The sequence below is a fragment of the Allorhizobium pseudoryzae genome (genome assembly GCF_011046245.1).
Taxonomy (GTDB): domain Bacteria; phylum Pseudomonadota; class Alphaproteobacteria; order Rhizobiales; family Rhizobiaceae; genus Neorhizobium; species Neorhizobium pseudoryzae.
Window position 1 is genome coordinate 301,556 of sequence record NZ_CP049241.1, and the last position, 17,295, is coordinate 318,850.

Sequence of the window (17,295 nt, forward strand, 5' to 3'; positions counted from 1 at the left end):
ATCCGCGCATTGCAAATGGGTTAACGGCGGCTGTCAAATACCTGTGCGCGCATGAAACGGGGATTAAAATCTTGGCGGTATTGTACTCCTCGTGATCCTTCAACGTGGAGGCGTGGCAATGCGAAAGATGACCTGGTCCACCCTGCCTCCCTGGGCACTGACGGCCTGCCGGGACATCTTGCGGGCCGCGACATCCAACCGGCGCCTCAGCTGCATTCTCGACGAGGTGCTCGATATCGTGGTCGGCATCACGGAACTGGACCTCGGGCGCAATGCCGCAATCTATGTTGCGGATTGCAGCACCGATGGCCACAAGCTCCTGCATCACCGGCAGAGCGAGGACGTGACCCTGCCCCGGATGATCGACCCCTCCGACGTTGCCGGCAGCTTCCCGGACGGGTTCGGGCGTACCAGCCTCTACGCCATTCCGCTGTGCACCGATGATGACCAGCCGGCGACAGGCGCGGTTCTCCTGTTCGGCCGCACGGCAAAGCGGCTGAGCGCGGAGAAGATCGCCGCTCTGCATGTCCTCTGCCAGGAGATTGCACGCATCATCGTCAACCGCAGCGGTCAGGGCGGAAGCCTTCTGAACGTGGTGGAGCTGTCGACCGACGAAATCTACATCTTCGATCCGCGCAGCCTCGGCATCATCCGCTCGAATGCCACCGCGAGCATTCGCACCGGCCACACCCAGCAGGCGCTCTCCGCCATGACGACCGTCGGGCTGAAGGTGGATATCAGCGAAGCCGATTACCGCGACCGGCTGAAGCCGCTGATGAGTGGCCGCTGCCCCAGCGTCACGTTCGATGCCTGCCAGCGCCGGCGCAACGGCACCGTCTATCCCGTCAAGGTGCATGTCTGGCGCATCCGCGGCGAGGAAACCGATCTGTTTGCCGAGGTGGCGGTGGCCACTGCCGACCAGCGCAAGGCCTTCGGCCTGCTGGAACAGGTATTCGACGCGATCCCCGGCGGCATCGGCGTCTTCGACAACCGCTCCCGGCTGCTGATGGCAAACCGCAGGCTCTATGATCTGATGAACATTCCGCCCGAGCGGTTTCCGCCCGGCTCCCGTTTCGAAGACATTCTGCGCTACAATGCCGAGCGGGGCGAATGGGGCGATGGCGACCTCGATACGATGATCCGCGAGCGGGTCGAACAGGCCGAACTTGGCCTGCCCTACAGTTTCGAGCGCGAACGGGCGAGCGGCAAGGTGCTGGCGGTGCGTTCCGAACCGCTGTCCCAGGGCGGCTACGTGCTGAGTTATACCGACATCACGCTGCGCAAGCGGGCGGAGAAGGAACTCATCCGCAACCGCGACGAACTGGAGGAAACGGTGCGCCAGCGCACCGCCGAGATCGAGGCACAGGCGGCAGCGCTGGAAGAGGCGCTGAAGCAGGAAAAGAACATCAATGCCATGCAGCGGCAGTTCGTCGCCATGACCAGCCACGAGTTCCGCACGCCGCTTGCGATCATCGATGGCGCCGCCCAGCGCCTCATCCGCAAGCGCGGCGGGATCGAGCCGGAATTCCTGGCCGACAAGACGCACCAGATCCGCGCGGCCGTTGCCCGCATGGTGGAACTGATGGAGAGCTTCCTGTCCGCCGGCCGCATCGATACCGGCAAGGTGGAACTGGCGCTCTCCTCCTGCTCGCTTCGCAAGCTGATCGACCAGGCGATCACGCGGCAGAAGATCTTTTCGCAGAGCCATCGGTTCGAGTGCGACATGACGGATCTTCCGCCGGTGGTGCGCTGCGATGCGCTAGCAGTGTCCCAGGTCATCACCAATCTTTTGTCCAATGCGGTGAAATACGCGCCCCGTGCGCCGGACATCCTCATCCGCGGCTGGGAAGAAGATGGCTGTGCGGTCGTCTCCGTCCGCGACGAAGGCGTCGGCATCGATGCGGACGACATTCCGAAGATGTTCCAGACATATTTCCGCGCCCGGACATCGACCGGCATTGCCGGCACCGGCATTGGCCTGTCGCTGGTCAAACAGGTGGTCTCCCTGCATGGCGGCGAGATCAAGGTGGAAAGCCAGCGCGGCAAGGGCAGCACCTTCATCTTTCGCCTGCCGGTGCGTGGCCCGGCGCGGGAGGACATTCCAGCCATAGTGGACGAGCCGGACGCGGCAACCGCCGCGTGAGGACCAGAGTTTCGAAGTCAACAGGAGGAGCAGGATATGATCACGGTTCTATGCGTCGAAGACGAAAGAGATGTCCGCGAACTGATCGTCGAAGAGCTTCAGGATGCGGGCCTTCGGGTCATCCAGGCCGAAAACGGCAAGGAGGGGCTGGACGTGATCCTGACCCAGCGGCCGGATATCGTGATCTCCGACATCACCATGCCGGAGATGGACGGGATCGCCATGCTCGGCGAATTGCAGATCAACCATCCGCAGCTCGCCAACATGCCCTTCGTGTTCCTGACCGCCCTGTCGGACAAGGAAAAGATGATCGAGGGGCTGGGCGCCGGCGCCGAAAGCTATCTCACCAAGCCGATCGATTTTGACGTGCTGATGGCCAAGATCAACGGGCTCGTCGTGCGGATCGAAAACCGGGTGGCGGCGGGGCTGGAGTTCTAAGACTGTCCCGCCAAGGATCGATCAGGCCGCCGCAGTGGCGAGGTTGATGCCGCCGGCATCGGTCAGCAGGAAGGCCTCGCCGCAGGCTTTGGCCAGCGTGCGGACGCGCAGGATATAGCTCTGGCGTTCGGTGACGGAGATCACGCCGCGGGCATCGAGCAGGTTGAAGACGTGGGAAGCCTTGATGCACTGGTCATAGGCCGGGAAGACGCACTTGTGCAGGCGCTGATTGGCATTGTCACCGGGCGCACCGGCGGCGAGAAGCGCCTGGCACTCCTTCTCCGCATCGATGAAATGCCGGTGCAGCATCTCGGTATTGGCGAATTCAAAGTTGTGGCGCGAATATTCCTGCTCTGCCTGCAAGAAGACATCGCCGTAGGAGATCTTTTCCTCGCCCTCGCGGCCGTTGAAGTTGAGGTCGTAGACATTGTCGACGCCCTGCACATACATGGCCAGACGCTCCAGGCCATAGGTCAGTTCACCGGCGACCGGCGAGCACTCGATGCCGCAGACCTGCTGGAAATACGTGAACTGCGAGACTTCCATGCCGTCGCACCAGCATTCCCAGCCAAGGCCCCAGGCGCCGAGCGTCGGGCTTTCCCAGTCGTCCTCGACAAAACGGATGTCATGCAGCAGCGGGTCAAGACCGATCGCCGCCAGCGAGCCGAGATAAAGCTCCTGCAGGTTGGACGGGTTCGGCTTCAGGATCACCTGATACTGGTAATAATGCTGCAGGCGGTTGGGGTTTTCACCATAACGGCCATCGGACGGGCGGCGCGAGGGCTGCACGTAAGCAGCCTTCCAGGGCTTGGGGCCGAGTGCGCGCAAGGTCGTTGCCGGGTGGAAGGTACCGGCGCCCACTTCCATGTCGTAGGGCTGCAGAACGGCGCAGCCCTTGTCGGCCCAGTAGGCGTGCAGCGTCAGGATCAGCGCCTGGAAGGAGCGCTTCGGGTCCATATGCGGGGCAAGAGGCGTGGTCATGGGCATGTCCGGACTTCAGTTCACATTCGTGGCCGTCTGGTGCCATGACCGGGGCGGAGGGTCAAGCTTTCTCGCGCACCCGCTCCTCTCCGTTTACTGGAAGAGCTGCATCAGCGACTGGCTGGAGGCGTTGGCGATCGACAGAGCCTGGATCGACAGCTGCTGCTGGGTCTGCAAGGCCTTCAACCGCGTGGAACTCTCGTTCATGTCGGCATCGACCAGCGTGCCGATGCCCTTGTCGAGCGAGTCCATCAGGTCGTTGGTGAAGGCCGTCTGGCGCTCCAGCCGCGACTGGATGGCACCGAGATCGGCTGCCGCATCCGTCGTCGATTGCAGCATGGTTTCGATCAGGCCGATCTGGCCTTGGAGCGAGCCACTGGAGCCGGCAATCGTCATGTCCATGATCGAGACCTTTTCGTTGACCCCGGAATTGGTGATCTGGGCAGCCTGGAACGTGTCGTATTGCCCCGACGCACTGCCGTTGACGAATGTGGTGCCGCCCGTGACATAGACCTGTGCGTCATCCAGACTGCCGCCCGCATCGACAATGGCGCGGTTGACGACGGCGGCCATGTCGGAAACACCGAAGATGGTGCCGTTTGCCGCCGTTCCGAGGGCGGCATCGACGGTAGTCCGGTTGATGGTCACGGTGATCGGGGCAATGAGCGGGCCGCTCATGTCAAAGGACAGACTGTCGCCGGCCGCGACCTTGAAAGCCCCGGTAAAGGTTCCCGGACTGAAGAAACCTTGACTATTGTAGGCAGCGACGAAACCGCCGAAATCATCGAAGGATCCGTCGCCGAACTGCAGCAGGCCGCCGCCGGAACCGTTCAGCAGCACGGTATCGGCGAGATCCACGTCGAGCGCCTGCAGGGCGACATTGCCCTCCTTATCGCGGGTAAAGCCCGAGACGATGGTGGTCGACAGGACATCCGCACCGGTGCCGTTCGCCTTCAACCAGTTCTCGCCGTTGAAGCTCGCGGAATCGATGACGCTTTGCAGCTGATCCTGCAGCTGATCAATTTCCTTCTGGATCTTGCCCCGATCCACCCCGGGCTCCGAGGCGGCCACCAGCTTGGACTTGATCTCGTCGAGAATATCGACCGTCGATTCCATCGCCGCATAGGCGACATCGACGGTGGCGGAGCCGAGATTCATGGCATCGACCACGGCCCCAAGCGCTTTGTTATCGGAGCGCATGGTGGTGCCGATCGACCAATAGGCGGCATTGTCGGCGGCTGTCTCGACGCGCAGGCCGCTCGAGATCTGCGCCTGCGTATCGCTCATCGCTGCATTGATGGCGCGCAGAGACGACAAGGCTGAAATTGCCGCGGTATTGGTGACAAGCGACGTCATGTGAGAAACTCGACAAGAAATTATTAACTATAAAAAATCTATTCCGCGACAGTTAAAACGAACTTAAAGAGGAGATCACTGTACTTATATTCTGTTTACTGCATAAATTTACAACTGATTAAGACCAGGAAGACCGGAGTAGACGTTCAGGACCTGCAAGTCTCCTGCCAGCTCTCGACGGCGCGGCTCCGTTTTCCACCCAACTGCACGCGGTGAAATTTTGCGTGATCGCCTGTAACGGTCCTCGGCGAATTTGCGTATCGGCGGTATGGCTTGCTGTGCGCAAGCTCAAACCGGGAGACATGTCGATGAAACCTTCTTCTGCCGTTCTGACCCTGATCGCCGCCGCCGCCCTGTCGCTGGCATCTGCCGTTTCAGCCTTTTCCGCCGAGATCAAGCCATTCCAGCAGGAAGCGTTTGCTGCCGCCCAGAAGGCCGGCCAGCCGATCGTGGTGGACATTACCGCCAGCTGGTGCCCGACCTGCAAGGCCCAGAAGCCGATCATCGACACGCTGGCCAAGAGCGGCGACTTCAAGGACCTGACGATCTTCCAGGTGGATTTCGATTCGCAGAAGGACGTGGTGCGGGCACTCGGCGCCAACATGCAGTCCACCCTGATCGGCTATCGCGGCACGAAGGAAACCGCGCGTTCGGTCGGCGATACGAAGGCCGCGTCGATCGAAAAGCTGTTCCAGTCGACGGCGATGTGAGCCATGCTGTCTGCCCTCACCTTCGCAACGCTGGCCGGCATGCTGTCGATCCTGTCGCCCTGCGTGCTGCCACTGGTGCCGATCGTGCTGTCGACCGCGGCAAGCCGCCACCGGTTCGGCCCGGCGGCGCTCGCCGGCGGGCTTGCCGTCTCCTTCGTGGCGGTCGGCCTGTTCGTCGCCCTGGTGGGATTTGGCCTGGGGCTGGATCTCGGCGTCTTCCGTTCGACAGGCGCCGTCATCATGATCCTCATCGGCACCGTGATGATCCTGCCATCGCTGCAGGCGCGCGTGGCGCTGGCAGCCGGTCCCATCGGCAACTGGACCGAACGGCGCTTCGGCGGGTTCGACGATGCCGGCTGGCAGGGTCAGTTCGGGGTCGGGCTGCTGCTCGGCACCGTCTGGAGCCCCTGCGTGGGGCCGACACTTGGCGCAGCCTCGCTGATGGCGGCGCGTGGCGAGAACCTCGGTCAGGTCGTCGTGACCATGCTTGCCTTCGGCATTGGCGCCGCTCTGCCGCTTTTGGTGCTGGGGTCGCTGTCCCGCGACATGTTCAATCGCAATCGCGATCGCATGCTGGGCGCCGGCAAGTGGCTGAAGAGCGTCTTCGGCGGTATTCTCATCGTCATCGGACTGCTGATCCTGACCGGCATCGACAAGCAGCTGGAAGCGAGACTGGTCGAGATGTCACCGGCCTGGCTGACGGCACTCACCACGCGGTTCTGACATATCGGGCCGCGTGGTCTCAGGCATCAACGGAACAGCGGATGCGGGTTGTCGCCGTTGGAGTGGGCGATCGAGCCTTGGCGAGCGCTACAGCAAGCCGGTTCGATCCGCTTCAACGAAACGCGTCATCGGCACTCTTCGTCTTCGTCCTTGCGGACACGATATTCGCCCGTTTCCGGATCCTGGATCAGCGTGCCGTTGGCGCCGGTCTGGCGTTCGCGCTCCTGCTCGCGCCGACGGCGCGAGAGCTTTTCCGCGTCGGCCACGAACTTGCGATAGAATAGCCATCCCCCGCCGATGAGAAGGGCGAGAAACAGAAGCTGCGCCATGATTGATCCCCGTCAGAGCCCGTAACGGCCCCACAATGCCCGCTCTTCCAGCGTCTCGGCAAGACCCGATGCAGCGGATGCGGCCATCGCCTGCCCGTGATCACTGCCGAAAATGACGCCCGGCACACGCCGGCCAAACAGGCCGCGCCCGCCGCCAACCAGCTCCAGCTTGGTTTGCGGCCCGAAACGGCGTTTCAGCACCTCACGCATCTCGCCGACACCATCGACCAGGCCGAGATCGACACCGCGCACACCGGTCCAGAACAGGCCGGAAAAGATCGTCGCATCATCGGCCAACCGCTCGCCGCGGCGCAGCTTCACCATGTCGATGAAGACCTTGTGGATTTCCAACTGCAGCGTCTTCAGATACTCGATGTCGCCTTCCTTTTCCGGCTGGAACGGATCGAGGATCACCTTGTTCTCGCCGGCGGTATAGACCCGGCGCTCGACGCCGATCTTCTTCAGGAGTTCCGGAAAACCGAAGCCGCCCGAGACGACGCCAATCGAACCGACGATGGATGTAGGATCGACGAGAATCTCGTCGCCGGCGAGCGCGATCATGTAGCCGCCGGAGGCTGCCACATCCTCGACGAAGACCAGAACACGCTTCTTCTTTTCGTCCGCCAGTGCACGGATGCGCTGGTAGATCAGCCGCGACTGGACAGGCGAACCGCCCGGCGAATTGATGGAGATGGCAACGACCGGCGCATCCTTCTTCGAAAAGGCCTTTTCCAGCGCACCGGCAACGTTGGCGAGGTTCAGCGCTGGCCGGAACTGGCTGCCGCCGGACATGATGGCCCCGTGCAGACGGACCACGGGGATCGTGACCCCTTCCTTGCGCAACCGTTTCGGTATCCACCGCGTCCAGAACCCAGCCATTTCCACTCCTTGTTCAACCTGTTTGCCGAGATGTATGCAGCGGAATGGCCGGCGCAATGGTTTGTTTCCATAAATTCCGCGTCATACGGAGGAAAGCGGCGGAAAGCAGCACCGCGCCTCACCGGCGGGGATAGGCGGCGCGGCCATTGTTCAGGTCATCGACGAAGGGGGCAAAGGCATGACCGACATCATCATGCATGACCAGGGGCGCCCGCCATTTGAGCCTGGCGCGCGATCCCTTGATCGCGGTGACGAGCAGGCGGATCGCGTCCTCGCCGGAGCGCGGATGGATCGCGGTCAGCTCCAGCCCGCCGAAGCGGCGGCCACAGGCGGCGACGATCTCGGCGACCGATTCCGGCCGAGCGATCAAGGAGAGCTGGCCGCCTGGAATCATGATCGCACCCGCGGTGCGGATCCAGGCCTCGAACAGATCCTCCGGCATGGCATGCGCTTCTGCCTTCAGCGCATCCGGCGTGCGGCGATCGCGGCCATCGTTGAAGGGCGGGTTCATGATGACGTGGTGGAAATGATCGTCGAGCAGCCCGGCTTCGACGCGGGGTTTGCCGCGCAGCGTCACGTCCGCTTCCACCACCCGCACACGCGGCGCCAGGGCGGCATTGTCCGGTAGCGCCAGCGTGCGGCGGGCATAGTCCGCCATCTGCGCCGAGCGCTCGAACAGCGTGACGTGCGCCTGATCCAGTCGTGCGGCCACCGCCAGACCCGCAGCGCCGGCGCCGGCGCCGAGATCGGCGACCCGTATCGGCCCCTCGCCCACCACGAGCGCGGCGAGCATCATGGCATCCATGCCGGCCCGATGGCCACCGCTCTTCGGCTGCACGAGATGGAAACGGCCGCGGTGGAAGGCGTCGATCGTGTCGGTGGTCGGATCAGTCATCGGCATCCTTCAGCTCTGCGCCGAGCCCCGCATCGATCAGCAGACGGCGTGCTTCCTCCGCGCGATCGGTCTCCACCAGAAGCCGGCGTGGCAGGAGCCCGAGGGAACCTTCGAGGATGCTCATGGATTGGTCGGCAACCAGGCAATGGATGCCGGCATCGTTGAGGAGGCTTGTCGCAAAGGACAGGACAACCGCATCATTGGAGCGGATCAATTCTTTCATTTGCGTAAAACCATATCAAATCTCAGAGTTAACGGGATTTGCCCCTTGCCGCAGGCGATGCCCCTTTCTATTGTCCGGCGCAAAATTTGAACAGGAGGCCAGGTCATTGGGCGTCGTTATTCCGCTCGACGAGGGCAAAAGCAAGCAGGCATCCGTCCAACCGCTTGTCGATCTGACAAAGGCGGACATGAACCGGGTGAACCAGCTGATCCTCTCCAAGGCTGGCTCGGACGTCGAGATGATTCCCGAGGTGGCCAACCACCTCATTTCATCCGGCGGCAAACGTCTGCGCCCGATGCTGACGCTCGCGGCAGCCGAAATGTTCGGCTATCAGGGCGAAGGCCATATCAAGCTCGCCACCAGCGTCGAGTTCATGCACACCGCAACACTTCTGCATGACGATGTGGTGGACGAGAGCGACATGCGGCGCGGCAAATCCACGGCACGGATGATCTGGGGCAACCAGGCGAGCGTGCTTGTGGGCGATTTCCTGCTCGGCCAGGCCTTCAAGATGATGGTCGAGGTCGGCTCGCTCGAAGCACTCGACGTTCTGGCAACGGCGGCTTCCGTGATTGCCGAGGGCGAGGTGCTGCAGCTGTCGGTCGCCAAGAACATGGAAACGACGGAAGACGACTATCTCTCCGTCATCCGCGCCAAGACGGCGGCCCTGTTTGCCGCGGCAGCCGAAGTCGGCCCGATCATTGCCAATACCGACAAGGCGAGCCGCGCGGCGCTGAAATCCTACGGCATGAACCTTGGCCTTGCCTTCCAGCTGGTCGATGACGCGCTCGATTACGGCGGCAAGGCTGCCGATCTCGGCAAGAATGTCGGCGACGATTTCCGCGAGGGCAAGATCACGCTTCCGGTCATTCTCTCCTATCGCCGCGGCAGCGAGGAAGACCGGGCCTTCTGGAAAACCGCCATCGAACAGGGTGAAAGCACCGATGCCAACCTGGAGCGGGCGCTTGGCCTGATCTCCAAGTACAGCGGGCTCACCGACACCATTGCACGGGCCAAGCACTACGGTGCGATTGCCCGCGACGCACTGTCGCCGCTTCCGGCGTCTCCTCACAAGGCGGCGCTGATGGAGGTGATCGATTTCTGCATCGAACGCGTCAACTAAGCGTGAGGGTGTGAATGCACCCTCATTGCAGGCCTTCAGATTCTTGCGGTCCTGCTCCAAAAAAGCCATTCTGTCGTGAATCATCGGTTCAGGATTCATGACGGCCACCCTGCCGTCCCATGCTCTTCATGAAAGGCACCTTCATGCGGCAGAAATTTGCCCTTCGTCTGCTCTCCGGCGCGGCGCTCGGGGCTCTCATGCTTCTCGGCTCGGCTCATACCGAGCTTGCAGTGGCAGCGGATAATCCCGTTACCGAAGACATCACCTTTTCCTCCAACGCGGTGAACACCTTCTCCGGCGCCTTTCTGGCGGCACGCACCGCCGATGTGGACCATGACTACCCGACCGCCATCGCGCTCTACCAGAAGGCGCTCGTGTTCGAGCCCGCCAATGTGGACATCCGCGAACGGCTGATGATCTCGCTTCTGATGAACGGGCAGTTCGACGAGGGCCTGAAGCAGGCCGAGGCGCTGAAGGAAGACGATGCCGTTGAGCGTGTCACCACCATCGTGCGCGGTCTCGATGCCATTCGCAGTGGCAATTATCCGCAGGCCGAAAAGCTGCTGGCCTATACCGGCAACAATGATCTCGACCGCCTCACCCACCAGCTGATGGCCGGGTGGGCGAAGGTCGGCGCCGGCAAGGGCGCCGATGCGATCAAGGGCATCCGCAACCTGAAGGGCCCGGACTGGTTCAAGGCCTTTACCGAATACCACATGGGCGCGATGGCGCTGGTGTCCGGCGACAATGCCGCGGCGCGGCGTCATCTGACGGCGGCCATCACCAGCGAAGAGGCGATTGCCACGACGCCGGATACCTTCATGCGCGCCGTGATGGCGCTCGCCCGGCTGGAGGCCTCCGAAGGCAACCAGCGCAAGGCGCTGGATGCGATTGCGGTGGCGGAGCGCCAGATCACCAATTACGCGCCGCTGAAGGCGCTGCGCGACAGCATCGAGAAGGGCGAAAAGCCGGAGCAGCAGATCACCACGGCCACCGCCGGTGCCGCCTCGGTTCTGTTTTCCATCGGCAGCGCGCTCAACCGTCAGGGCGCCGAGGAAATGGTCTCGCTCTACCTGCAGATCTCGCATGCCCTGGACCCGAAGAGCGCCGATACGCTGATCCTGCTCGGCGGTATTGCCGAAAAGCTGGAGATGCCGAAACAGGCGATCGAGCTTTACGGCCGCGTGCCGGCAGATTCGCCGATGCGGCGGATTTCGGAGCTGCAGCTGGGCCTGACGCTCGCCCAGACCGGTGACGTGACGGGCGCCCGTGAACACCTGAAGTCGCTGATCGAGTCCGATCCGAGCGACATTCGCAGCTACATCGCCTATGGCAGCGTGCTGTCGGATGCCAAGGACTATGCGGCGATGGCCCGCAATTACGACAAGGCCGTCGAGGTGATCGGTCCCGTGCCGCGCGCCACCGACTGGTCGGTCTTCTTCCAGCGCGGCATTGCCTATGAGCGGCTGAAGGAATGGGACAAGGCGGAACCGAACTTCCGCAAGGCGCTGGAGCTCAATCCGGACCAGCCGCAGGTTCTGAACTATCTCGGTTATTCCTGGGTGGACATGAACCGCAATCTGGACGAAGGCCTGCAGATGATCCGCAAGGCCGTCGAACTGCGCCCCGATGACGGCTACATCGTCGATTCGCTCGGCTGGGCCTATTATCGCCTGGGTCGGTATGACGATGCGGTGGAAGAGCTGGAGCGGGCGGTGCAGCTACGCGCCGGCGATGCGACCATCAACGACCATTTGGGCGATGCCTATTGGCGCGTCGGCCGCAAGCTGGAAGCCGGTTTCCAGTGGCAGCGGGCGCTGACCATGAAGCCGGAGCTGACCGAGATCCCCAAGATCGAGCAGAAGATCCGCGAAGGGCTGACGGAGGCGCCGACGCCGCCGGTCAACACCGCGATGGCAGCCCCCGGCGCCACCGTGCCGCAGGCGGCAACGGATGCGGCAAAGACCACCAAGACCGCGCCCGAACCGCTGGACTATATCGTCAATGCCGGCGACACGCTCTGGAAGATCGCGGCCGATCAACTAGGTGACCGGGACCGGGCACAGGAGATCATCGATCTCAACCCGGACCTGAAGCGCAATCCGAACCGGCTGCAGCCGGGCCAGGTGCTGAAGCTTCCCGCCCTCAAAGACTGATCGATGGATCCGTCCATTCAGGAAACAGCGCGGGCGAAGATAAATCTCGCGCTGCATGTGACCGGTCGGCGGGCAGATGGCTATCATCTGCTCGACAGCCTGGTGACTTTTGCCGACACTGGCGACGAACTGACCTTCTCCCCCGCGGACGTTGACCGGCTGACGCTGGGCGGACGTTTCGGTGTGCATCTCGATGCCGAGGGCGACAACCTCGTTCTCAAGGCGCGCGACCTGTTGCGGCAGGTGCTGCGGGAGCGCGGCCATGCGGCCCCGCCGGTGCACATCCATCTGGACAAGGACCTCCCCATTGCCGCCGGCATCGGCGGCGGGTCTGCGGATGCGGCGGCGACCCTGCGCGGTCTGCAAAGGGTCTGGAACGCCACCCTGGCGGATGCGGACCTTTCGCCGCTTGCCCTTCGACTGGGCGCCGATGTGCCCATGTGCCTGGTGAGCCGGCCACTGTTGGCACGTGGCATCGGCGAGGCGCTGACGCCGGTGGCCTTGCCGGCCTTTTCCATGGTGCTCGTCAACCCGCTGGTCGGCGTATGGACGCCTGAGATTTTTCGCCGCCTGGAGCGGCGCGACAATGCACCCCTGCCTCCCCTGCCCTCGCTCGCGGATGCCCCCGTGTGGATGGATTACCTCAAGGAGCAGCGCAACGATCTGGAGCTGCCGGCCCGAAGCCTCGTCGCCATCATCGGTGATCTGATCATGGCGCTGGAAGAGAGCGGTGCCCGCCTTGCCCGCATGTCCGGCTCCGGCGCCACCTGTTTCGGCCTCTATGCCGATGAGGCCACGGCCACTGCGGCAACGCAGAGACTGGCGACCCGCTTTCCCGAGGCCTATATCCAGGCGACACACACGCTGCCGGGAGACGCATGATGGACCGTATTGATGAAAGCCGCCCCTTCATTCCGGTCGGCATTGCCGTTCTGACCGTGTCGGATACCCGCCGCCTGGATAATGACAAATCCGGCGACACGCTGGTGCAACGCATTACCGAAGCGGGCCACAAGCTGGTTTCCCGCGTCATCGTGCCCGATGAGCGCGAGGCGATCTTCGAACAGGTGCGCAGCTGGACCCTGCATGACGAGATCGACGTGGTGATCACCACCGGCGGCACGGGCTTTACCGGCCGCGACGTGACGCCCGAGGCGCTGGAGCCGCTGTTCGAAAAGCGCATGGACGGGTTTTCGGAAGTCTTCCACCGCATTTCCTACGACAAGATCGGCACCTCGACGATCCAGTCTCGCGCGACCGGCGGGGTGGCCAATGCCACCTTCATCTTCGTGCTGCCCGGCTCTCCCGGCGCCTGCAAGGATGCCTGGGACGGCATCCTGCGCGCACAGCTCGACTACCGGCACATGCCCTGCAATTTTGTGGAAATCATGCCGCGGCTGGACGAACATCTGAAGCGCGGCGGAAAAGGCTGATTGCGCGTCAGGGGCGCGTCGCCCAGGCGGGCACGATCTCGCTCGTCAGCTGGAACGGTTTTTGGCCGCCGGCCAGATCCACAAGCCGCATGCCGGGTTTAGCCACCGCAAACGCTTCCGCCTTGCGCAGGATCAGCCCCTGTTCGAGCGGTGGGACCGGCGACACCAGCCGTCGAAACAGCGGTCGGCGATGGTTGCGCGACGGAGAAAACCGGGCCGGCTGGCGGTTCATGGCAATGTGTTCCATCACCTCCTCCACCCAGCCGATCTGCGGTCGCGCACCGGGCTCGATGAGGAACAGCCATTCGCCGCGGGCCGCCTGCAGCACCTCGCGCAGGTCCCAATCCTGATGGAACCGGCAGCCGGCGGCATCGGCCACACGCGGCGAGGCGTCGCTGGAGCCGCAATCGAGCACGGCGACATCGCTCACGAGCCCCTCGACGGCGCCCGTGACCAGCACCGACAGGGTCTGTGCCAGCTCCGATTCCTGATCGCGGCATTCCAGTAAAACAGTCAGCATGATGCATGCTTATCGCATCGCAGCAGGAAATGCCACAAAGGTGTCATACGGATTTTGTTCTTGCAATGTTCTCATGCCTGCGGTAGTAATCTTTTCACGGTGGGCGGGGCGTTCACCGCTGGAGTTTCCCATGAACGAGCTGACCCAGTTGCGGCAGGACGCATTCGCGCCTGCTCATACGGCTGATATTGCCGATCACCTGGTCGAAGCCTCCGGTCTTCGGATCGAGGTCGATCGGCGACGTGGTCGCGGCGCGGGCTTGAACCCGAGTGGGCGGTTCGAGGACCAGCGCCGGGAGGTGTTCGACGATGGCTGGCAGACGCTGGAGGAGCTCGAACCCTTCAAAACCGAGGTGCAGGTGGAGAAGCCGAAGACGGCGATCACCCGCAATGAATCGCCCGATATCCCATTCGACCGTTCCGTGAACCCTTATCGCGGCTGCGAACATGGCTGCATCTATTGTTTCGCCCGGCCGAGCCACAGCTATATGGGGCTGTCCGCCGGTCTCGATTTCGAGGCGAAACTGTTTGCCAAGCCGGATGCGCCGCGGCTTCTGGAGCGCGAGCTCAGCCGACGCGAATACAAGGTGAAGCCAATCGCGATCGGCACCAACACCGACCCCTACCAGCCGATCGAGAAGGAATGGCGGATCATGCGCCAGCTTCTCGAGGTGCTGGCCAAGGCCAACCACCCGGTGATGATCGTCACCAAGTCGGCGCTGGTCACGCGTGACATCGACATCCTGTCCGAGATGGCGGCCAAGGGGCTGGCCAAGGTAGCGCTGTCGGTGACGACGCTCGACCGCAAGCTTGCCCGCACCATGGAACCGAGGGCGTCCACGCCTGCACGGCGGCTGGAAGCAGTCCAGCAGCTGAGTGCGGCGGGTATACCGGTGAGCGTCCTCGCCTCGCCGATCATTCCGGCGCTGAACGATCACGAGTTGGAGCGGATCCTGGAGGCCGCGCAGGCGGCGGGCGCAACGACGGCGAGCTACATCCTGCTGCGTCTGCCGCTGGAAGTCAGCCCGCTTTTCCGGGACTGGCTGCTGCGCCATTATCCCGACCGCTACCGGCATGTGATGTCGCTGATCCGCTCGATGCGCGGCGGCAAGGATTATGACGCGGAATTCGGCAAGCGCATGAAGGGCGCCGGCCCCTATGCCTGGCAGATTTCCCGCCGCTTCGAGATTGCCACCAAGCGTCTTGGCCTTGCGCGGCGCGGCGTGGCGCTGCGCGACGATCTGTTCATCCCGCCGGCGGGCGGCGGTGTGCAGCTCTCGCTCTTGTGAGTGATCCGCTCGGCGACCGCCGACGTTTTGAGTTCTGAAGCTTTCGGTCAGGTCCGCCGCCTCGGCCTGCCGGAGAGCCCTGTAGTCCCCCCTGTCCCCTTGGGTGGCAGGAAGCGTTGCCGCCTCACCGCTTCCTCAGGGCTTGCAGGAGATCGGGTGCGCGTGCGAGTGAATGCCGCATGTTAAAACGCACGCCACCCGATTCTCCGAGCCTTTTCGACGCCGCACCATTGGCGCCCGATTTTTCGCTGGAGCTTGCCGCGCGCGCTGCCGGCCACTGGCCGGTCGCCGGTACGGATGAAGCTGGGCGTGGCCCCCTCGCAGGCCCGGTGGTGGCAGCAGCCGTCATCCTCGATCCGGATCATATTCCCGGCGGCCTCAACGATTCCAAGCAGCTGACGGCCAAGCAGCGCGAGCGGCTGTTCGAGGAGATCCTAGCGACGGCGCATGTTTCGATCGCAAGTTCGGGCCCTGCCCTCATAGACGAACGCAACATTCTGCGCGCAAGCCTCGATGCCATGCGGCGCGCCGTGCTCGGGCTCTGCGTCGCACCGGCCTATGTGCTCACCGATGGTCGCGATACCCCGCCCGGCCTCACCTGCGGCGCCAAGGCGGTCATCCAGGGCGATGCCCGGTCCGTTTCGATTGCCGCCGCCTCGATCGTCGCCAAAGTCACCCGCGACCGGATGATGGAGCGAGCGCACGAGGTTTATCCCGCCTATGGTTTTGCCAACCACGCCGGTTACGGCACCGCCCAGCACCGGCGTGCGATCGAGGCGGAAGGCCCCTGCCCGCTGCACCGCATGAGCTTTCGGCCGCTGCGCAAGGACTGAGGGTTCCCTCCGCGCACGCGGCGGAATGACAGCGGATTCAAAGCCGGACTTCACAGATCGATCCAACGCAAAAAGGCCGGGCGAACCCGGCCTTCGAACGATGCACGTAGGTGCGAGATATCAGTTCAGGCGCGCCTTGACCTGGCCGATCGACTGGCTGAACAGGGCCTGCTGCGTCGCGCCATCGGCCTTCGCGGCGATGACCTTTTCGGCAGCGGCAACAGCGAGATCGACGGCGGCGGAGCGCACGGCGCCAATCGCATCGGCTTCGGCCTGGCGGATCTTCTGCTCCGAGAGAGCGTTGCGGCGAGCCACGAACTCCTCGGTCTTCTGACGGGCATCCTCGGTGATCATCGCGGCTTCACGCTCGGCAGAGGCCACGATGTTGGCGGCTTCCGCTTCGGCTTCCTTGCGCTTGCGCTGGTATTCGGCGAGCAGGGCCTGGGCCTCCTCGCGCAGGCGCTTGGCCTGTTCCAGCTCATCACGGATGTTGTCGGCGCGCTTGTCGAGCGCCTGCGCCATCATGCCCGGAACCTTGAGGTAGGCGATCAGGACGAAGAAGAGAACGAGGCCGACGAAGGCAAAGAAAGTTGCATCAAATGCCATGACGATCAGGCTCCCACTTTGGCGGCGGCAACGGCAGCAGCAACCTCGTCAGAGCTGGCCTTGGGGCCGATCAGCTGTTCGACGATGGCAGAGGCCGTTTCTTCGGCAATGGCGCCCACTTCGGCGAAAGCCTTCGCCTTGATGTCACCGATGCGGGTTTCGGCGGCGGCAAGCTTTTCCGACAGTTCCGCTTCGATGGCGGCGCGGTCGGCATTGGCCTTTGCCTTGGCAGCTTCGCGGGCGGTCTCGGCAATGGTGCCGGCCTTGCCGCGTGCGGCTGCGAGTTCCTTTTCATAGGTCTCGACGGCGGCATCGGCTTCCGCCTTCAGGCGGGATGCTTCGTCAAGATCCTGAGCAATGCGGTCGTGGCGGTGTTCGAGAATGCCACCGATCCGGGGCACGATCACCTTCTGCATGACCAGGTAGAAGAAACCGAACGTGATGACCAGCCACAGAAGCTGGGACGGATAGGTCGACTGGTCAAACGGCGGAAATACGCCGGTGCCATGTTCGCCATGGGCCACACCGGTTTCCGTATGCACGTTGCCAGCAGCTCCATGCGTATCGCCATTGGCCGGCGCGCCTTCTTGCGCGAATGCCGGTGTCACGAACATCATCACCTCCAGGGGGTATTCAATGTAAAAGGATCACGGCCAAAC

General features: G+C 63.2%; 18 protein-coding genes and 1 pseudogene. 10 read left to right on the forward strand and 9 right to left on the reverse strand.

All coding sequences use genetic code 11. The annotated features are described in order from the left end of the window. The first annotated feature begins 118 nt into the window (after window positions 1-118). Together G6N78_RS01655 and G6N78_RS01660 are read left to right on the forward strand one after the other, a co-directional pair. Window positions 119-2,143, forward strand: a complete 2,025-nt coding sequence (locus G6N78_RS01655) for a sensor histidine kinase (RefSeq protein WP_165215055.1) — start codon at window positions 119-121, stop codon at window positions 2,141-2,143. A 36-nt stretch (window positions 2,144-2,179) separates the two neighbouring features. Then, window positions 2,180-2,581 carry a response regulator gene (locus G6N78_RS01660; RefSeq protein WP_165215057.1) on the forward strand — a complete coding sequence of 134 codons (402 nt, stop codon included), beginning with the start codon at window positions 2,180-2,182 and terminating at the stop codon, window positions 2,579-2,581. Window positions 2,582-2,602: 21 nt separating this feature from the next. On the opposite strand, the gene G6N78_RS01665 is transcribed toward G6N78_RS01660, so the two are convergent. Continuing rightward, window positions 2,603-3,538: a glycine--tRNA ligase subunit alpha gene (locus tag G6N78_RS01665; RefSeq protein ID WP_165221139.1), complete on the reverse strand. Its 936-nt coding sequence runs from the start codon at window positions 3,536-3,538 to the stop codon at window positions 2,603-2,605. A gap of 117 nt (window positions 3,539-3,655) precedes the next feature. Further along, the gene (locus G6N78_RS01670; RefSeq protein ID WP_165215060.1) at window positions 3,656-4,918 is read right to left on the reverse strand and encodes a flagellin N-terminal helical domain-containing protein; all 1,263 of its coding nucleotides are present in this window, start codon (window positions 4,916-4,918) and stop codon (window positions 3,656-3,658) included. A 308-nt stretch (window positions 4,919-5,226) separates the two neighbouring features. Here G6N78_RS01670 and G6N78_RS01675 point away from each other — a divergent pair, with 308 nt between their 5' ends. Both G6N78_RS01675 and G6N78_RS01680 read left to right on the forward strand, forming a co-directional pair. After that, window positions 5,227-5,628, forward strand: coding sequence for a thioredoxin family protein (locus G6N78_RS01675; protein WP_165215062.1), 402 nt, complete (start codon window positions 5,227-5,229; stop codon window positions 5,626-5,628). 3 nt (window positions 5,629-5,631) lie between these two features. After that, complete coding sequence (locus G6N78_RS01680) at window positions 5,632-6,351, forward strand: cytochrome c biogenesis CcdA family protein (protein WP_165215065.1); 720 nt, start codon at window positions 5,632-5,634, stop codon at window positions 6,349-6,351. A gap of 125 nt (window positions 6,352-6,476) precedes the next feature. Here the strand turns inward: G6N78_RS01680 and G6N78_RS01685 are convergent, their stop codons facing one another. The 4 genes from G6N78_RS01685 to G6N78_RS01700 form a co-directional block, all read right to left on the reverse strand. After that, complete coding sequence (locus G6N78_RS01685) at window positions 6,477-6,680, reverse strand: hypothetical protein (protein WP_165215068.1); 204 nt, start codon at window positions 6,678-6,680, stop codon at window positions 6,477-6,479. A 12-nt stretch (window positions 6,681-6,692) separates the two neighbouring features. Next, a complete protein-coding gene (locus G6N78_RS01690) occupies window positions 6,693-7,559 on the reverse strand; it encodes a S49 family peptidase (RefSeq protein WP_165215071.1) in 867 nt (288 codons plus the stop codon). A gap of 118 nt (window positions 7,560-7,677) precedes the next feature. Beyond that, complete coding sequence (locus G6N78_RS01695) at window positions 7,678-8,454, reverse strand: tRNA1(Val) (adenine(37)-N6)-methyltransferase (RefSeq protein WP_165215074.1); 777 nt, start codon at window positions 8,452-8,454, stop codon at window positions 7,678-7,680. Beyond that, complete coding sequence (locus G6N78_RS01700; RefSeq protein ID WP_165215076.1) at window positions 8,447-8,677, reverse strand: putative signal transducing protein; 231 nt, start codon at window positions 8,675-8,677, stop codon at window positions 8,447-8,449. Before G6N78_RS01700 ends, G6N78_RS01695 begins: the two co-directional genes overlap by 8 nt. A gap of 106 nt (window positions 8,678-8,783) precedes the next feature. On the opposite strand from G6N78_RS01700, the gene G6N78_RS01705 reads away from it, so the two are divergent. The 4 genes and pseudogenes from G6N78_RS01705 to moaB all read left to right on the forward strand — a co-directional run bounded on the left by G6N78_RS01705 (window position 8,784) and on the right by moaB (window position 13,389). After that, entirely contained in the window at window positions 8,784-9,800 is a 1,017-nt protein-coding gene (locus tag G6N78_RS01705; protein ID WP_165215079.1) for a polyprenyl synthetase family protein, read from the forward strand. A gap of 143 nt (window positions 9,801-9,943) precedes the next feature. Next, window positions 9,944-11,749, forward strand: a pseudogene (locus G6N78_RS01710) (tetratricopeptide repeat protein); the annotation flags it as partial. Window positions 11,750-11,959: 210 nt separating this feature from the next. After that, window positions 11,960-12,838, forward strand: a complete 879-nt coding sequence (locus tag G6N78_RS01715; protein ID WP_165215084.1) for a 4-(cytidine 5'-diphospho)-2-C-methyl-D-erythritol kinase — start codon at window positions 11,960-11,962, stop codon at window positions 12,836-12,838. Further along, window positions 12,838-13,389, forward strand: coding sequence for a molybdenum cofactor biosynthesis protein B (gene moaB, locus G6N78_RS01720; RefSeq protein WP_165215086.1), 552 nt, complete (start codon window positions 12,838-12,840; stop codon window positions 13,387-13,389). Before G6N78_RS01715 ends, moaB begins: the two co-directional genes overlap by 1 nt. 7 nt (window positions 13,390-13,396) lie before the next feature. Here the strand turns inward: moaB and G6N78_RS01725 are convergent, their stop codons facing one another. After that, complete coding sequence (locus G6N78_RS01725; protein WP_165215089.1) at window positions 13,397-13,909, reverse strand: glycosyl transferase; 513 nt, start codon at window positions 13,907-13,909, stop codon at window positions 13,397-13,399. Window positions 13,910-14,039: 130 nt separating this feature from the next. Between G6N78_RS01725 and G6N78_RS01730 the strand changes: the two genes are divergently transcribed. Further along, the gene (locus G6N78_RS01730) at window positions 14,040-15,197 is read left to right on the forward strand and encodes a PA0069 family radical SAM protein (protein ID WP_165215091.1); all 1,158 of its coding nucleotides are present in this window, start codon (window positions 14,040-14,042) and stop codon (window positions 15,195-15,197) included. A 179-nt stretch (window positions 15,198-15,376) separates the two neighbouring features. Then, window positions 15,377-16,030 carry a ribonuclease HII gene (gene rnhB / locus G6N78_RS01735; RefSeq protein ID WP_165215094.1) on the forward strand — a complete coding sequence of 218 codons (654 nt, stop codon included), beginning with the start codon at window positions 15,377-15,379 and terminating at the stop codon, window positions 16,028-16,030. A gap of 120 nt (window positions 16,031-16,150) precedes the next feature. On the opposite strand, the gene G6N78_RS01740 is transcribed toward rnhB, so the two are convergent. Both G6N78_RS01740 and G6N78_RS01745 read right to left on the reverse strand, forming a co-directional pair. Further along, window positions 16,151-16,636: a F0F1 ATP synthase subunit B gene (locus G6N78_RS01740; RefSeq protein ID WP_165215096.1), complete on the reverse strand. Its 486-nt coding sequence runs from the start codon at window positions 16,634-16,636 to the stop codon at window positions 16,151-16,153. Window positions 16,637-16,641: 5 nt separating this feature from the next. Then, on the reverse strand, window positions 16,642-17,250 hold the full coding sequence (locus G6N78_RS01745) for a F0F1 ATP synthase subunit B (protein ID WP_165215099.1): 609 nt from the start codon (window positions 17,248-17,250) through the stop codon (window positions 16,642-16,644). Window positions 17,251-17,295 lie beyond the last annotated feature (45 nt).

Excerpts from the sequence above, each read along its gene's own strand:
- G6N78_RS01725 (WP_165215089.1), bottom strand. The coding sequence starts at position 13,909 with ATGCTGACTGTTTTACTGGAATGCCGCGATCAGGAATCGGAGCTGGCA.
- G6N78_RS01690 (WP_165215071.1), bottom strand. The coding sequence starts at position 7,559 with ATGGCTGGGTTCTGGACGCGGTGGATACCGAAACGGTTGCGCAAGGAA.
- G6N78_RS01680 (WP_165215065.1), top strand. The coding sequence starts at position 5,632 with ATGCTGTCTGCCCTCACCTTCGCAACGCTGGCCGGCATGCTGTCGATC.
- moaB (WP_165215086.1), top strand. The coding sequence starts at position 12,838 with ATGGACCGTATTGATGAAAGCCGCCCCTTCATTCCGGTCGGCATTGCC.
- G6N78_RS01740 (WP_165215096.1), bottom strand. The coding sequence starts at position 16,636 with ATGGCATTTGATGCAACTTTCTTTGCCTTCGTCGGCCTCGTTCTCTTC.
- G6N78_RS01715 (WP_165215084.1), top strand. The coding sequence starts at position 11,960 with ATGGATCCGTCCATTCAGGAAACAGCGCGGGCGAAGATAAATCTCGCG.
- G6N78_RS01655 (WP_165215055.1), top strand. The coding sequence starts at position 119 with ATGCGAAAGATGACCTGGTCCACCCTGCCTCCCTGGGCACTGACGGCC.
- G6N78_RS01745 (WP_165215099.1), bottom strand. The coding sequence starts at position 17,250 with ATGTTCGTGACACCGGCATTCGCGCAAGAAGGCGCGCCGGCCAATGGC.
- rnhB (WP_165215094.1), top strand. The coding sequence starts at position 15,377 with ATGTTAAAACGCACGCCACCCGATTCTCCGAGCCTTTTCGACGCCGCA.
- G6N78_RS01685 (WP_165215068.1), bottom strand. The coding sequence starts at position 6,680 with ATGGCGCAGCTTCTGTTTCTCGCCCTTCTCATCGGCGGGGGATGGCTA.
- G6N78_RS01675 (WP_165215062.1), top strand. The coding sequence starts at position 5,227 with ATGAAACCTTCTTCTGCCGTTCTGACCCTGATCGCCGCCGCCGCCCTG.
- G6N78_RS01665 (WP_165221139.1), bottom strand. The coding sequence starts at position 3,538 with ATGGACCCGAAGCGCTCCTTCCAGGCGCTGATCCTGACGCTGCACGCC.
- G6N78_RS01660 (WP_165215057.1), top strand. The coding sequence starts at position 2,180 with ATGATCACGGTTCTATGCGTCGAAGACGAAAGAGATGTCCGCGAACTG.
- G6N78_RS01700 (WP_165215076.1), bottom strand. The coding sequence starts at position 8,677 with ATGAAAGAATTGATCCGCTCCAATGATGCGGTTGTCCTGTCCTTTGCG.
- G6N78_RS01670 (WP_165215060.1), bottom strand. The coding sequence starts at position 4,918 with ATGACGTCGCTTGTCACCAATACCGCGGCAATTTCAGCCTTGTCGTCT.
- G6N78_RS01695 (WP_165215074.1), bottom strand. The coding sequence starts at position 8,454 with ATGACTGATCCGACCACCGACACGATCGACGCCTTCCACCGCGGCCGT.
- G6N78_RS01730 (WP_165215091.1), top strand. The coding sequence starts at position 14,040 with ATGAACGAGCTGACCCAGTTGCGGCAGGACGCATTCGCGCCTGCTCAT.